The 16533-nt window shown below is 38.2% G+C and carries 12 protein-coding genes; 4 read left to right on the top strand and 8 right to left on the bottom strand.

Going from position 1 to position 16533, the window contains the following annotated elements:
* Window positions 1-123: 123 nt before the first annotated feature.
* Complete coding sequence (gene malQ, locus RBU59_RS19525; RefSeq protein WP_308144151.1) at window positions 124-3882, bottom strand: 4-alpha-glucanotransferase; 3759 nt, start codon at window positions 3880-3882, stop codon at window positions 124-126.
* Between the two features lie 396 nt (window positions 3883-4278).
* On the bottom strand, window positions 4279-5274 hold the full coding sequence (locus tag RBU59_RS19520) for a LacI family DNA-binding transcriptional regulator (protein ID WP_308144150.1): 996 nt from the start codon (window positions 5272-5274) through the stop codon (window positions 4279-4281).
* A 225-nt stretch (window positions 5275-5499) separates the two neighbouring features.
* On the opposite strand from RBU59_RS19520, the gene RBU59_RS19515 reads away from it, so the two are divergent.
* Together RBU59_RS19515 and RBU59_RS19510 are read left to right on the top strand one after the other, a co-directional pair.
* A complete protein-coding gene (locus tag RBU59_RS19515) occupies window positions 5500-5700 on the top strand; it encodes a helix-turn-helix transcriptional regulator (RefSeq protein WP_308144149.1) in 201 nt (66 codons plus the stop codon).
* Window positions 5701-6255, top strand: a complete 555-nt coding sequence (locus RBU59_RS19510; protein WP_308144148.1) for a hypothetical protein — start codon at window positions 5701-5703, stop codon at window positions 6253-6255.
* Between the two features lie 99 nt (window positions 6256-6354).
* Here RBU59_RS19510 and RBU59_RS19505 read toward each other — a convergent pair whose 3' ends face one another.
* From RBU59_RS19505 to RBU59_RS19490, 4 genes are all read right to left on the bottom strand, one after another.
* The gene (locus tag RBU59_RS19505; protein ID WP_308144147.1) at window positions 6355-7281 is read right to left on the bottom strand and encodes a carbohydrate ABC transporter permease; all 927 of its coding nucleotides are present in this window, start codon (window positions 7279-7281) and stop codon (window positions 6355-6357) included.
* A complete protein-coding gene (locus RBU59_RS19500; RefSeq protein ID WP_308144146.1) occupies window positions 7275-8231 on the bottom strand; it encodes an ABC transporter permease in 957 nt (318 codons plus the stop codon). The genes RBU59_RS19505 and RBU59_RS19500 overlap by 7 nt, the downstream gene beginning before the upstream one ends.
* A gap of 112 nt (window positions 8232-8343) precedes the next feature.
* Complete coding sequence (locus RBU59_RS19495; protein ID WP_308144145.1) at window positions 8344-10101, bottom strand: extracellular solute-binding protein; 1758 nt, start codon at window positions 10099-10101, stop codon at window positions 8344-8346.
* Between the two features lie 19 nt (window positions 10102-10120).
* The gene (locus RBU59_RS19490; RefSeq protein WP_308144144.1) at window positions 10121-11116 is read right to left on the bottom strand and encodes an ArsR/SmtB family transcription factor; all 996 of its coding nucleotides are present in this window, start codon (window positions 11114-11116) and stop codon (window positions 10121-10123) included.
* A 533-nt stretch (window positions 11117-11649) separates the two neighbouring features.
* Here RBU59_RS19490 and RBU59_RS19485 point away from each other — a divergent pair.
* On the top strand, window positions 11650-13038 hold the full coding sequence (locus tag RBU59_RS19485) for a glycoside hydrolase family 43 protein (RefSeq protein ID WP_308144143.1): 1389 nt from the start codon (window positions 11650-11652) through the stop codon (window positions 13036-13038).
* 107 nt (window positions 13039-13145) lie between these two features.
* On the top strand, window positions 13146-14558 hold the full coding sequence (locus RBU59_RS19480) for a glycoside hydrolase family 43 protein (RefSeq protein WP_308144142.1): 1413 nt from the start codon (window positions 13146-13148) through the stop codon (window positions 14556-14558).
* Window positions 14559-14782: 224 nt separating this feature from the next.
* Here the strand turns inward: RBU59_RS19480 and RBU59_RS19475 are convergent, their stop codons facing one another.
* Together RBU59_RS19475 and purB are read right to left on the bottom strand one after the other, a co-directional pair.
* Complete coding sequence (locus RBU59_RS19475; RefSeq protein ID WP_308144141.1) at window positions 14783-15007, bottom strand: hypothetical protein; 225 nt, start codon at window positions 15005-15007, stop codon at window positions 14783-14785.
* Between the two features lie 87 nt (window positions 15008-15094).
* Window positions 15095-16528, bottom strand: coding sequence for an adenylosuccinate lyase (purB, locus tag RBU59_RS19470; protein WP_330698367.1), 1434 nt, complete (start codon window positions 16526-16528; stop codon window positions 15095-15097).
* Between the last annotated feature and the right edge of the window lie 5 nt (window positions 16529-16533).

Below are 16533 nucleotides of genomic sequence, written 5' to 3'. Positions count from 1 at the left end.
TTTCCAGTCTTGCACTTAGCTGGTAAGAATAGCGAAAGTGCCTTAAACTCATATTCTGACATTTAAGACACCCCCTCTTTTCTTTTTATTTGTTCCGTTCAGAATATATTACCGGCCTCTATATTATTCTTCCTCGTTTAGTTTCCATATATCTTTGTTATACTGGGCAATGGTACGGTCGGAAGAGAAATAACCGGCTTTGCTGATATTAACCAACATTTTATATGCCCAGGCTAAACGGTTTTCATAACCGTTATAGGCCATCTCTCTTACTCTCACATAATCTCTAAAATCAAGCAAGGACATAAACCAATCTTTATTCAGAATTTCCTTATACAGTCTTACAAGATTTTCTTCATTGCCAATGGATAACATCTGATCGCTGATAATAAAATCCAGAGCATTTTTAATATCTTCATCTTTCCGGTAATATTCTCCGGCGATATAATCTGCTTTTTCATAATGCTCGATAACCTGATTACTGGTTTCTCCGAACAGATAGATATTATCCTCTCCGACTAACTCGCTGATTTCAACATTGGCTCCATCTAATGTCCCCAGGGTTACGGCTCCGTTTAACATAAATTTCATATTGCCGGTACCGCTGGCTTCCTTTGAAGCTAAGGAAATCTGCTCCGAAATATCGCAAGCCGGTATCAGCATTTCCGCTTTCGAAACATTATAATCTTCCACCATCACGACCTTAAGGTAAGGGCTCGCTTCTTTATCATTGTTGATTAACTCCTGCAGGCAAAGAATCAAATGAATGATGTCTTTTGCAATAACATAAGCAGGAGCAGCTTTCGCACCAAAGATAACCGTAATTGGTCGTACCGGAAGTTTTCCCTTTTTAATTTCATGGTATTTATAAATAACATAAAGTGCATTCATCTGCTGGCGTTTATATTCATGAAGACGTTTGATCTGGATATCAAAAATAGAATTTTCATCTATATCAATTCCCTGATTTATTTTAAACCATGATTTTAACTTTAACTTGTTATTGAATTTGATCTCCAGAAGTTTGTTAAGGACTGATTCCTCTTCTTTAAATTTCATCAGTTTCTCTAATTCCATGGCATCCTTATGAAAGCCATTCCCGATCAGATTTTCAATATAGGAGGTAAGGTCATGATTGCAGTGTAACAACCAACGCCTGAATGTAATACCATTGGTCTTATTGTTGAATTTCTCAGGATAAATTTTATAAAATTGATTTAATTCAGAGGATTTTAAAATCTCCGTATGCAATGCGGCTACTCCGTTTACACTGAAACCATAGTGAATATCCATGGAAGCCATATGCACCCTGTCCTGCTTATCTATTATAACAACATCTTCATCGTCGAATTTTCGTCTTACCCTGTTATCCAGTACTTCAATAATCGGCACCAGCTGGGGAACTACTTTCTTTAAATAATCAATCGGCCATTTTTCCAGAGCTTCAGCAAGAATGGTATGGTTTGTATAAGCACAGGTTTTGGATACGATTTCTATCGCTTCATCCAAGTTAATTCCCTGTGTCGTCAGTAACCGGATCAGTTCCGGAATTACCATACTAGGGTGGGTATCATTGATCTGTATTACCGCATATTCATATAAATCGTGTAGATTGCTTCCCCTTCTTTTTGATTCTTCCAAAATGTACTGTGCTCCGCAGCTTACCATAAAATACTGCTGGTAAATACGCAGCTGCTGCCCTGCTTCATCACTGTCATCCGGATATAAGAAAAGAGTAAGATTTCGTTTAATATCCTCTTTATCAAAATCAATCCCCTCCACTACCAGTTTTTCATCCACCAGTTCCGTGTCAAATAAATGAAGCTTATTGGTTCGATTCTGATACCCTATCACATCAATATCATAAAGGATGGACTTTACTTTAAATCCGCCGAATTCTACTTCATAGGCAGTATTCTTTTTCGTCAGCCAGCTGGTTTTCTCTATCCAGGGATTTTTCTCTTCTTTTTGAAGATTATCCTCAAACAGTTGTTTGAATAACCCAAAATGATAATTCAGTCCTATCCCATCGCCGGCCAGACCAAGGCTTGCAATGGAATCTAAAAAACAGGCTGCCAAACGTCCAAGGCCTCCATTACCTAAAGATGGTTCCGGTTCTGCTTCCTCTATCTCGGACAAACTCTGCCCGTGAGAAGCCAGTAATTCTTTCATATCTTCGTATATTCCTAAATTAATCAGGTTATTGGATAACAGCTTACCGATTAAAAATTCTGCTGATATATAATATAGTTTCCTTTTATCTCCAGTTACCTCCCTGCTTACCGCAAGCCGTTTCACCATTCCTAATAATCCGTAAAGTAATTGCTTCTTCGTACACTGTTCTATGGTTTTACCATACTGTTGTTCCAGAAGTTTCTTTAGAATTCTTTCTGGATTTTTGGTTCTTATACTTACTTTACCGTTTTCACCGGCACGTCCGCTGTCATTTACAACCTCTTTAAGAAATTCTGCCTGTCTGTTTAATTTCTCCAAACTGTCTAATTTCCATACCCAGTTAGGGGCTCCTAAGGTACCGGGTGTATTAAGCCGACCTTCATTACCTAATTCCAGAATATCCTGAACAGGTATGATAGCCATATCGGCGACATTATCCAGAGTATAACGAATAAATCTGTGGGAAATGGAACCGGTATCATATCCTAAGGAATACAATTCCAGGTCTGTCTCATTCTGTACCTGTCCTGGTTGGTTTTCGAACCATCCCAGTATGGTTTCATTGTCATGGGTTCCGGTGTAAACTATCATATTTTCCCTATCCACGAAGTTGTTATTCCCCTCTAGCGGATCAAAGGTAAATTGTATGATTTTCATTCCCTTTAACCTATAATAATCCCTTAATTTATATACCTCCGGTCTCATATTCCCAAGATCTTCCGCTACGATATTAATATCCGGATAGATTTCAAAGAGCAGCTCAAATAATTCATAACCGGGAGCTTCTATCCATTCTCCCTCAATCGCTGTCTCACAGGAAACAGGGATCTTCCAGTAAGTATCAAAAGCTCTAAAATGATCAATACGTACAATATCAAATAGTTTAGCATTATACCCGATACGGTTTAGCCAAAAAAGAAATCCGTTTTCTTTCATGTACTCCCAGTTGTAGATAGGGTTCCCCCATCTCTGACCGGTACGGCTGAAATAATCCGGCGGCACTCCGGCAATAAAAACCGGGTGGCCATCCTTATCTAATAAGAAATCTTCCTGATCTCCCCACACATCCAATGAATCGATTCCAACATAAAAAGGTATATCCCCCATAATTTTAATACCCAGATCATTGGCATATTGTTTTAATGCAATCCACTGACGGTAAAACTCATACTGAAGAAACATTTCATATCGGATATCTTCTTCATAGATACTTTCATCAAAAATACGATCCTTTATCCAGTTTTTATGATCTTCCTGCCACTCATTCCAGCATTTCATTTGATTTTTTTTCTTAAAGGTAAGATAAACCCCATATAGATAAACCCATTCCTGACTTACGAATTCTTCATATTCCTGATCCGGAACGAAGTTTAAAAATGCAGCTTTTAAATATTTTTCTTTATAACATCTCACTTCCTGGTAGCTGATTCTAATGCTTCCCTTACGGAAAACTGGCGGTATCTCTTCTAAAAGACCTTCTTCATATAATCTGACTAAGTCAATATATAATTCATCTCCGGCAAAGGAAGAATAGGGCTGATAAGGTGATTCCCCATATCCTAATGGATTTAAAGGCAAAATCTGCCATATTCTAATATTACTTTTCTTTAAAATATCAATAAACTGATAGCTGTACTTCCCAAAATCTCCGACCCCATAATCGGAGGGCATGGAAGCAACAGGCATTAATATTCCTGCTTCTCTCATAATTTACATCCACTTTGTGCCGCAAACATACTTGCGGTACCGCCACTTATAAAAATCGAACTAGTTTTGTAGGTTGAAAGAAGTGTATCGTGGCCCTTTCTAAATTCATATTTTCTATCAACCTGACGTTTTGAAATGCAGCTTATTCGGCATAAAATTTGTAGTATATTTTTTGATATTCTCATTCGAACATAAAATTTATGCACTGCGTTTAAACAGCACATTTTAACAGCTTCTTTTATAAGACTATTCGCACTATTTATTTTAAAACGAATACCTCCTTTTTCAATTTTTTATATTATTCCTTTTATATGTTAAACCTTATTTATTGGTTTAATATCTGAGAATTAGGAAACCGGTTTCCGGAAAGACTTAAAAAAATAAACCTCATCCGTTTCATTTTTGAATGACATCAATATAGTCCACTCTGCATATTTCATAGGGCATCTCTATATGCTGACCCTTTTCTCCATCCAGAAGCTTTTTTAGCTCGTAAAAAGCCCGTTTTGACTTCTCAAAAAAATTCTGCCTGATTGTATTCATAGCTATTTTTGTATATCCCATAAGCGGTATTCCGTCAAATCCGCATACCGGACGGAAGATATCCATCTCAGTGAGAGCAAACACTGCACCAATTGCCATCATATCCGAGGCACACACTATAATATCAGCTTTTTCTGCCCATTTAAAGATAATCTCCCTGGCTTTAAACTCATTAAAATCACCATATTTCACAATCAACTCAAAGTGCAACTCATCCTTAAGTTTTTTTATGGCCGCTAATCTTTGATCTGTTATATAACTGCCCTTACCTCCTGCTATATATAACACTTTACGTTTATATTCGTTTTCTTCGATTGTTTTTTTTGCTACATCATACTGAGCCGTAAAATGGTCAATGGATACGGAGGAGGTTTTTTCATTCACGATCGGAGAATCCACTAAAACACAATAAAATTCCTGCTTCTCTATTAATTTAACTAAATTCTGATTCTCTATGGATAAATTATAGATAATCAGACAATTAATCCTTTGAGCTTTTAAATAAGAAACCACCTGCTTTGCTGTCATGCTGTCAAACTGAGAGCTGAAAAAAGTGACTACCTCAATCTGGTATTCTTTTGACATTTCAAATGCTCCTGTTAGATATTGCATATCTATTTCGTCAATGAACTGACTATTATGCCGAATATCTACAATAAGCCCAACTCTGTTGAATTCCTTCCTGGACAGTGAAACAGCAACAGAATTCGGCACATAACCCAATTCCAATACGGCTGCTTCAACCTTAGCTTTCGTCTCTTCACTGACTAACTGATAATTATTTAAAACTTTGGATACCGTTGATTTTGCCACACCGGCTTTTCTCGCCACGTCATTTATCGATGCCATAATTACCTCCCGGAAACCGGTTTCTTTTAAAACTATAATATTATTTTTCATTCACATTGTCAATAATTTTTTTATTTGTCTTACAAAAAGATTGGTATTCATTCAGTTAAAAATGGAATTTTGTCAAATATATTTGACAATTGTATAAAAATAATATACTATTTATACGTAGTGAGTCAATGGAGACTCAATGGAGTTTGAATTGAATGGGGCGAAACTTAATATATGAAAAATAAAAAAATGAAAATTGCCAGAATTGAATATGATATGACACAGGATGATCTGGCAAAAGCCGTTGGTGTAACGAGACAGACAATCAGTATGATCGAGTCCGGAGATTACAACCCAACATTAAAGTTATGTATTGCCATTTGTTTGAAATTAAACAAAACACTAAACGATTTATTCTGGGAGGATAATAACTAAATGAAAATTAATAAGTATATTGAAAATTTTGCTTCACGAGGTGATGAAAGAACGATTGTAACCGTAGGAAAGGCAGCAAGTATAACTTTATATCTTACCTATATTTATTTGATTATTATAATGCTCTATAAAATCGTCCTGACGAAAAGCTTTGAATCCGCTTACTCTGATGTAGTATTACTTATTCTGATAACCGTTACCTATTTAATTTCTTTAAAATCAAATAAGGATTATAGTCCGGAAATACCCGTTTCTATCCGAGGAAAATCGCTGAATCTTGAAGTTTCAAAAGAGGGTAAGAAAAAACGCTTGATACAATATTTTAAAGATTCTGTTGTTTTATCCATTAGTATATCTATTCTGAACTGTTTGTTTTCTTTCTATATTGATGGTAAAAGCTTTTATAAAAATACTGGTTTCGTAAAAGAAATAATCTCTTTGTTTATCATGCTGTTAGCCTTTTCTTATCTTTATGAAATAATAATCAAAGAAAAAAAAGTCAGAGAATATGATAAATTTCTAAAGACTATGGAAGATGTCGGGGAAGATACGTAAGAGAGAATATGCAGATATTTACTATCCCTATTAGCTTTCTTCCATAATGAGATACAAACCCTTGTTTGTATCTCATTATATAGAAAAATATGTTCTCTGTTATCCCTTAATAGAACCAACATAGACACCCTTTACAAAATATTTCTGAAGAAAGGGGTATACAACCAATATTGGCGCCGTAGCTACTACAATAACGCAGTATTTCACCAGTTCACGATAGGCTGTAGCTCCCTGAACATTACTGATAGCTATACCTCCTGCGCTTCCTACCGTCGCCGTTGAAGAGTCATTTGTTACCAGAATCTCCTTTAACAAAAGCTGTAAGGGATAGAGCCCTCTATCCTTTAATAAAACCATGGCATTAAACCAGGAATTCCAGTTACCAACCAGATAATACAGAAGGATTACAGCAAGTACCGGCTTTGACAGAGGAATTATTACCTTTAACAGTATTTTAACCTGTGTGGCACCGTCCATTACAGCTGCTTCCTCCAGTTCCACCGGAACGGACTGAAAACCTGTACGAAGAATAATCATGTTCCAGGTGTTAAGTGCTGTTGGGAGAATCATTGCCATCGCATTGTTATATAATCCTATCTGTTTCATCAGAAGAAACCAGGGAACCAGCCCGCCTCCGAAAAACATCGTTATCGTAATAACAATCATAATTGGAGCTTTCCACAAAAGATCCTTTCTGGAAAGGGTATAAGCACCCATAATAGTTATCATCATATTGACTAAGGTTCCCAGTCCGACATACACACCTGTATTGAGAAACCCTGTAAAAATACTGTTATCCTTAAATACAAGCTTATATCCATTTAATGTAAAGCCAAGAGGCCGTAAAAGAATTCCCTTGTGCATCATCAGCTCGTTGGGATTGCTGACGGAGGCAAAAACTATATGCAGAATCGGATATAAGCAAATAAGAGTTAAAAATGTCAGAAACACATAATTGAAAATGTTAAAGGTAACATTGGTAAACTTCCATCTGCCTATAGAGTGTTTTTCCTTTTCCTTTACCATATACTTACCTCCGAATATTTCTTTGAAATCTTATTGGTTGCCCATAATAATATAAAGTTTATAACCGAGCTTACCAACCCGACAGCTGTTGCAAAGCTGTAGCTTGCCTCCTGCAAACCTCTCCGGTACACATAAGAAGCAATCACATCAGCAGTTTCATAGGTTAAGGAATTATACAGCAAAATAATCTTTTCATGGCTGGAACCCATTAACCCACCCACGGCAAATATAAAGAGAATAATAATGGTAGGTTGTATCTGAGGCAGAGTAATATGCCACATTTTTTTCAGTCTTCCTGCGCCGTCAATTTCTGCCGCCTCATACAATCCGGGATCAATGGAACTCATGGCTGAAAGATAGATAATACTATCCCACCCTATATTTTGCCATATTCCCGAGAAAGTATATAGAGGCCGGAACATACCAGGATACCCAAGAAGAGAGGTATGCTCCGTCCCTGTGAAGAAATCCACAACCTGCGTTATAATTCCTCCCGACTGCGTAAATATATGAATCATGCCGGTTATTACCACAAGGGAAATAAAATGCGGCATGTATGTAATCGTCTGAACCGTTTTCTTAAATACTTTACCTCGTATCTCATTTAGCAGTAATGCTAACAAAATTGGTGAGGTAAAGCCAAAGGCCAGTCCCCATATATTTAATAAAAGAGTATTTTTTACTGTCCTGTAAAAATAAGGCCCCGTAAAGAACTCCTTGAAATACTTAAATCCAACCCATGGACTGCTCGAAAAGCCAAGAAGGGGTTTAAAATTCTTAAAAGCTATGGAAATACCCCACATAGGGCCATAGCAAAAGACGATATACCAGGCTAATACAGGTATAATAAGCAAATACGCAAAATAGTTCTTCTTAAAATCCTTACTTATCATTTCCATTGTAAGTATGCTTTTTCTTTTTAACTTTTTATTTCCATATTTATTTCCCAAGAGGCACCCCCTGTTTTACTTAAAACTGAATGATAGCCGCCGGGGGCTGCCACTAAGACAGCCGTTTCCCGATACGGCACTTTGGAATCTGTATCTTATGTATTATTAATGATTATCTTGCATTGTAACGCTCCAGGGCGCTCTGCCATAACTGAACAAATTCGTCCATACCCTGGGCTTTTGCTTTTTCTAAGAATTCATCATAGGCACTGACAGGAAGCTGGCCCATTATAATCTTTGCGAAGTACTCATTTCTCATAGTAGAAAGAACAGTCCCAAGTTCTCCTTGTCTGGAGCTTTCCTCGGATGTAAAGCTGACAGGGGGCATGGTCATGGAATCATCTGTATTTTCAGTCCAAAATTCACGAATCTTTCCGGAATAACTTCCCTTTGCAGTTATAAGAGGGTTAGAATTATGTTCATCACGGATATCTGCAAAGTCATGGATACGATATTTCCAAATCAGATTGGATGCAGGCTGTCCGTCGGGATCGTTGTACATAAGGCTGTTCTCAGGAAAATAAGGCAGTCCCTTGTCATCAACTAAATGAACATCACCGTAAGTACCGTAGTTATATACTTCCCAGCCTTTCTTTGTGTAAGCAAAATCCAGGAATGCACAAGCTGCGTCCACATTATCACACTGGGTTGTTATAGCTGCTATGCTGCCGACAGATTTGAAATTATGATAGGTCTGCTGAGGCTTATCCCCTTTCTTTAGCACAGGATTTAAGGCTGCTACGAAATCAATATTGTTATCCTGCTTCCAGTAACCCCACATAGTATCAGGTGAATCCATCATAACTGCACAATCAGAAGAAGCAGCTTCTGCCATTCTCTGGTTAAAATCTGCTGTAGCCCAATCCTTATTAAAAAGCCCTTCCTTATTCCACTGCTGCATCATAGTCAGGTAATCTTTTGCACCCGGTGCAGCAGGGCCCCAGGCTGCTTTCCCGTCCTTATCCACGTACATCCAGTCCCATACACCGTAAGCACCATTTAAAATACCTGTAAATATCTGTCCATAGGTAGAACCGTAGTTAAGGGGTTCCTTATACCCGGCGTTTTTGCATGCTACTAAGAAATCATGCCATTCATCAATGGTTTCAGGAACTTCCAATCCTGTCTTATCCAAAGCTTCCTGCTTTATAAGCGTACCAAACCAGCACCATTCGTTATAAGGTGCCAGGCCGTATACAGCACCGATGGTACCGTCATCCAGAACCGATGTTACACGTCTCTCATCGTCAGAGTTACGCCATTCGTTATAGTTTGGCATATTTTTTTCAATAATATCATTTAGGGGAAGATATGCACCATCCGCAACACCTGCCGCAATACCTCCGGTATATCTTCCTGCATCCAGAATAATATCAGGAAGTTCTCCGGATGCAATCATAAGGTTAAAATTCGTTGTTTCCTCTCCTAATGGCGGTATTATAAAATTAAGCTTAATTCCGGTCAACTTTTCAACCTGTTCAAAGACTCTTTGTTTATTTATATCATCACACACCGACGCCAGGATAGAATTAGACGGCATCCATACATCCAGAGTCGCATCCATGGGGTAAGCGGAATAATTATTGGGGATCTTAGTATCAAACACATCTCCCAGATAGCTATCTTCCAAAGTATCATTTACCATAGCTTTTTCTTCATCAGTGGGTGCCGTATTTCCTGCAATATTGGCTGCAAGAGTATTGGTCTCGGCAGTTGCCGCAGGTTCCGCTTCATTCGTTACCTCTGCCGCAGAATTTATATCTGAACTACCAGTAACTTTGCTGTTCTTGCCGCCGCAGCCCGAAAACATGGTAACTGCAAATACAAAAACCAGCAAACAGCAAATCTGTTTTTTTAATTTAATTTTCATAACTTATTTCCTCCTCATATTAATTAAATGCCTTTAAATCTACCTCTGTTTCTGCCACAGGATCATCCTCTGCGCTGCTGTCCATCTGCACACTCATGATAATGCCCTGGGCAAAATCTCCGAATTTTTCTCCGAACAGATTCATTCCCCCAAGATTTTTAGCATCGGGCTTTACTCCGATTTTAAAACTGATATAGTATCCATCATAAATACTAAGAGTATCTAATGTTTCGTCAGATGTCTTGACTAAATCCTCAAAACAGCCTTGTCCATTTACAGTGACATTCTTTAAAACCCCGTACTGTGTCATGGTATCACTCCACCATTCCGGATTTAAGTGCCCTCTCCTGTCTCCAAAATCTCCACTGGAATAAATTGTTGCGATTTCCCTGTCATTAACCCAAACGGTTATATCGGAAGGCCAGTCATTTTGATACCCCGGTGCTTCCGAGCAGACTTCAAAAGAAAAGGATAATTCTTTTGCCTTGCCATTTTTCAGCATATAGTTGGGAAAGCGGTATTCCAGATAACCAGACATAAACCAGATAAGCTGGGCTTCGTTTCTGTTTTGTGCATAAAAGCCATAAGGAGAATCTTCCACTCCAAGGTAAGAACGTTCACTGATAATCCCGCAGTTTTTATTTACCAGACAATTATAGTAATTGCCGATTCCCATAGGAAAATGATAAATTTTATTATTATTCCTGCCCATCTTATGTCGGAATGCGTTGAAATAAATATCTTCAAAGGCAATCCCACATACCTTCTGTGCCCCCCTTACTCCCGGCTGTTCCGTTGCTGTTATCATGCCTGCTTCTTCCAGCACTTTCACATGCAGCGCAGCGGAAGATAAGGGAATCTGAAAGGTATTTGCTATTTCACTGATATTTACAGACTTGTCAATTAACAATTTTAAAATATCAAGTCTTATATCTGATGACAGCGCTTTTCCAACTTGTATAATATTTTCTTTGTTATCAAAGTCAAGGACAATCCTTTTCTTCTTAATCTTCAATCAAACTCCTCCTTTCTTGTTTATTACAATATCTATGTAATTTTACGTCTCTCATAATCTCAATATAGCATACCGTTTTCATGTAGTCAATTATTTATTACATTTTTTATGTAATATTAGCTTTGGAATTTTTTCTATAAATCGTTTATTTAACATTATTGATTTATACTTTTTTACTTCGCAAAGTAATATTGCACAAATTTTTCATATTTTTTTAGTTGTGTTTTATATTGTATTACAACTATTTTTCGTGTACTTTATAGTAAATAAGTTCCATGGAAATTACTGTATTTTATTTGTTACATTTTTTTTGTAATTTACGTCTTTCTCATGAGATAATCCTACAGTTTTCATGGAACTTGTTAAAAAGTCATACGAATCGAGTTTATGCCAGTGCTGCAATCGCAAGCTTGGCATCTGAAATATCAGTTCGGAAATGAGGTTATTTTTGTAATATGAAAAAACGAAGTAAAAATCTTTTGAATCTTTTAATTTTCTGTATAATGACCCTTATATTAGGAGGATGCAATCATATGAAATCTTATACAACACTGGAACTAATCACAACTGAAGAAAAGCTTTTTTTTCAAAATGACCTTGGCATCACACAGATAGGTGATCCTTTTATATTAAAAGCTTCAGATGATACTTATTATTTATACTGTACCTCGGCATCAAACGGATATTATTGCTGGAAATCTAAAGACCTGGTCAACTGGTCAGGTAAAAATCTGTGTTATATCAAAAAATCGGATTCCTGGTGCATTGACAGTTTTTGGGCCCCGGAGGTAGTAGAATATAATCACAAGTACTATATGTACTATTCCGCAAGAAATTCAAAGGGAAGTCTTCGTATCGGTTTAGCGCTTTCCAATAAACCGGATGGACCTTTTGAGGATGTTAAAAATGCACCTCTTTTTGATCTGGGTTATGCTGCCATAGACGCCAATGTGCTAATAGATGATGATGGCTCAAAATATCTTTATTTTTCAAGAGACTGCTCTGAAAATGGTATCGGAGACATCAAAAAAAGTGAAATCTATGGTGTACCATTAAACGATGACATGCTTTCTATAAAAGGCGAACCCTTGCTTTTAATTACACCTGCTCAAAAATGGGAAATGGCCTCCGTTAATCCCTTATGGAATGAAGGTCCTGAAGTCATAAAGCATAATAATACCTACTATCTTTCTTACTCCGCCAATTGTTATGCAAATTCATCCTATTCGGTAGGTTATGCCACCAGTTCTTCTCCCTTGGGCCCCTTTGAGAAATATAATCACAACCCCATTCTGACCTCCGGCACCCAGGCAACAATATCAGGTCCGGGCCATCACAGCTTTACGGTTTCCCCTGATGGAACAGAAATCTGGATGGCATATCACACCCATACGGACCCGAAGACCGGCGGTGGCAACCGAAAGCTGAACATTGACAAGGTACTCTTTACAAGGACGGGCGAAATGTATGTGGACGGCCCAACTCTCTGCTCACAGCCCATTCCATCCGACGGTTCCTATGCTAATGTGACTGGCAAGGCAGATATCACCGGTGTAAGTGATCCACAGCTTCTGACAGACGGTATCTTTACCCTGCACAAAGGTGATTCCAGGTATGACTGTACTATCCCCGTAGCAGAAGATGTTGCATTAGTTACTCTTCAATTTAAAGAGCCTGTTAAAGTATCCAATATCCTTGTCTATCGAGGTGTTAACAAGAGCCAGGACTTCTCAAAGGTCAAAGCAGTCCTGGACGACCGGTATATAACAGAGGAATATTCCCTATCTGAGAATACCGATGAACGTGCAGCTATTTTAAACTTTAATGAACAGACTGTTAAGAAAATAGAACTGATACTAACTCCAAAAGCATCAGTAAAAGAGCTTGGCCTGTCAGAAATCATGGTTATAAAGCAGAATTAATTAACAGGACAAAAAATGTGCAATTAACTCCCAGTACCGTCACAGCAGTACTTTAATAAACAATCATTATGTTTAAAAACAATTCAATATTCAGGAGGAAATACTTAATGGATTGGCAGATATTAAGTAAAGAAAGTTTTCCAGGTAAGGATTTTACTATTCATGCAGACATAAAACCTTTTCCTGTTTTTAATTGGTGCGGGATTCTGTTTATGGCAGATTCTCTTGCCCAGCCGGCTAAGGGTTATCTCTTTTGCCTCAATAAGGACGGCTTTATCGAATTGCTTTCCTTTTCCAGGGAAAGCAGGACTAGTATCCTGCAAAAGAGAAAGTCAGGAATTATTGAACCGGAACATACCTATCGTATTACCATAAAAAAACAGGATAATATTTGTTCAGGTTTTTTAGAAGATATAACTTTGAGAGAGAACTCCTCATCCTTTCCTCTCTGGCCAATATTCGAACTCCCCATGGAAGACACAGAATGCAGACTTTCCGCAATCGCAGCGGATCCTGCCAAGGGAGAACTCCTGACAGATGAGAATAATGGTTTATGGAAAAATTTTTATTCTGAACCCCTCACAAACTTAGACTCGACATGTGATACCGCTAAAACAGAAAAGTACCAGAATCCAATCTTAAAGGGGTATGCAGATCCCGATGTTTTATACCACAAAGGAGTTTATTACCTCTATGCTACCTCCTCCACTCTTAAAACAGGATATGAGGCTTATCTGTCCAAAGATCTAATCCACTGGGAATACGGTGGTAAGGTAATGGACGAAGCCTGGGGAATGAAAGATTGCTACTGGGCCCCCGACATTATGGAATTAAACAACAAATTCTATCTGTTAGCTTCCGTTAGTGAACACCTTGGAATCGCAACCGCTTCTTCTCCGCTGGGACCTTTTATACCCGAGCCCGATTTTTTATTTGATAAGAGTATTGACGGACATTACTTCGTTGATGAAAACGGATCTGTTTATATCTTTTACGTCTCCTGGCGGGAAGGAAAAACCTATGCACTCTATAGTATGAAGATGGAGGCTGACTGCGTAACGCCTATTCTTTCTACGGAAACCCTGGTAATCAAGGCTGACGAGGAATGGGAACAGCAGCAGTCTCCTGTAGCTGAGGCTCCATATGTCATAAAGCATAACGGAAAATATTATTTAACCTATTCCGGCAGCCATTTTGAAAGCATCGGGTACGCTGTGGGATATGCTGTATCGGATAACCCGCAAGGACCTTATGTAAAATATGAGGGGAATCCAATTCTCTCCTATCACTACCTGTCCCATGGCACAGGGCATCACTGTATTGTAAAATCACCAAACGGAGAGGATATGTTCATCCTATATCATTCTCATCATGATACAAAGTCAGTCCAACCAAGAAACCTTTGCATTGACCGTATCCGCTTTGTTCCAGAGGAGGGTAAGGCTGACCGGCTGGAGGTGTATGGCCCGACCGTCACACCACAGGCTTATCCGTTAAAGCTGGCTGAGAAAAATCATTAGAAGAGAGAAAGCCTATGATAATTAAACCGGCGTAAAGGCCCAAATCAGATAATCTGAGCCTTTACGCCGGTTCTAAATACTACTCTTTCTTAATCAAAAGGGTTTAACTCAATACATTTCTTTTTCCTCACCCGCCATGAAGCGAGTGATATCATCTTAATATAACATTGTAAACTTTTGTTTTAGCACAGAACTTCCTTGTTCTTACTGTGAAAGTTCCTGTTTCAACAACAGCTCCATACTATAATCAAGTATTTTTTCTTTCGCTCCGAGAGCATAACCTTATAAAAATCTTTCTGTATCTCTGTAATCCCAGGCGTTTCTTCTACAAGCTTATTGAGTACATCTATATCAATACGTCCTGCAATCCTTTTCAGCGCCTGATTACAATCCTCATTTTTCAGTGAGGATATATAATCAAAGTAGGAAATTTTGTTACCGTTTTCCAAAATAGCTGCAGTAGGAAACACATAGATACGCTGATTGATTTTGATTTTATTTCCGTTGGCACCGCCATAGCCTTTCAGACACCTTAATCACACCTTAATATCTGCTTTTAAGCCTAACAAATCTTTATTCTCATCAAGAATCGGACGGATAACTTCATTTATAAATTCTTCTACCTGTTGTTCGGCACGGCCGGTATATTTAGCAGGATCCATGGTTTTCTTTAATTCTTCCAGGGACATATTGAAAGAGGGGTCCGCTGCAATTAATTCCAATAAGTTATTATCCAGACCGTTTTCCTTTACATTTCTGCCGGCTTCCATGGATAAAGTTCTTATCTTTTCATGGAGTTCCTGTCTGTCACCACCTAGTTTTACCGCATCCATCATAATATTTTCCGTGGCCATAAAAGGAAGTTCCGCCATAAGATGTTTTTCAATTACCTTTTTATATACTACAAGACCATCGACTACGTTCAGATATAAGTCCAGAATTCCGTCCACTGCAAGAAAAGCTTCCGGAATACTGATACGTTTATTCGCGGAATCATCCAGGGTTCTTTCAAACCATTGGGTAGCGGAGGTTATAGCTGGATTCATTACATCTGATAACACATAATTAGAAAGTGATGCAATTCTTTCACTTCTCATCGGATTTCTTTTATATGCCATAGCAGAGGAACCAATCTGATTTTTTTCAAAGGGTTCTTCAATTTCTTTTAAATGCTGCAGTAAACGGATATCATTTGAGAATTTATGGGCGCTGGCAGCGATTCCGGCAAGTATATTTACAACTCTCATATCCACTTTGCGGGAATAGGTCTGGCCGGATACCGGGTAACATCCGGTATAACCCATTTTTTCCGCTATCATTTCATCCAGCTTTTTAATTCTTGTATGATCTCCGTCAAACAATTCCAAAAAGCTTGCCTGGGTTCCGGTTGTTCCTTTGGAGCCTAATAAGAGCATGCTGTCAATCAGATATACTAGATCATCATAATCCAGCTTTAACTCCATTAACCACAAAGCAGCTCTTTTGCCGACCGTGGTAGGCTGGGCAGGTTGAAAGTGAGTAAAAGCGAGAGTAGGGAGGGCCTTATATTCCATCGCAAACTTAGAAAGCTCGTCCATAACATTGATCAGTTTCTTTTTGATTATTTTCAGCGCTTCGGTCATTACAATAATGTCCGTATTATCTCCTACATAACAGGAAGTTGCTCCTAAATGGATGATTCCTTTTGCTTTGGGACATTGCACACCGTAAGCATAAACATGGGACATAACATCATGACGTACCAGTGCTTCTCTTTCCTTTGCAACATCATAATTGATGTCACCCTGAAATTCCTTTAATTCTTCTATCTGTTCCTCTGTAATGTTTAAACCCAGTTCTTTTTCCGATTCCGCTAATGCAATCCATAACTTTCTCCAGGTCTTAAATTTCATGTCCGGTGAAAAGATGTACTGCATTTCCTTACTGGCATACCGCTCGGATAAAGGACTGACATATTTATCGTAACTCATAATTT

Origin of the sequence: Anaerocolumna sp. MB42-C2, from assembly GCF_030913705.1 — a bacterium.
Taxonomy (GTDB): Bacteria; Bacillota; Clostridia; order Lachnospirales; family Lachnospiraceae; genus Anaerocolumna.
Note: the sequence above shows the minus strand (reverse complement) of the source record. Positions and strands in the feature narration are given on the sequence as shown.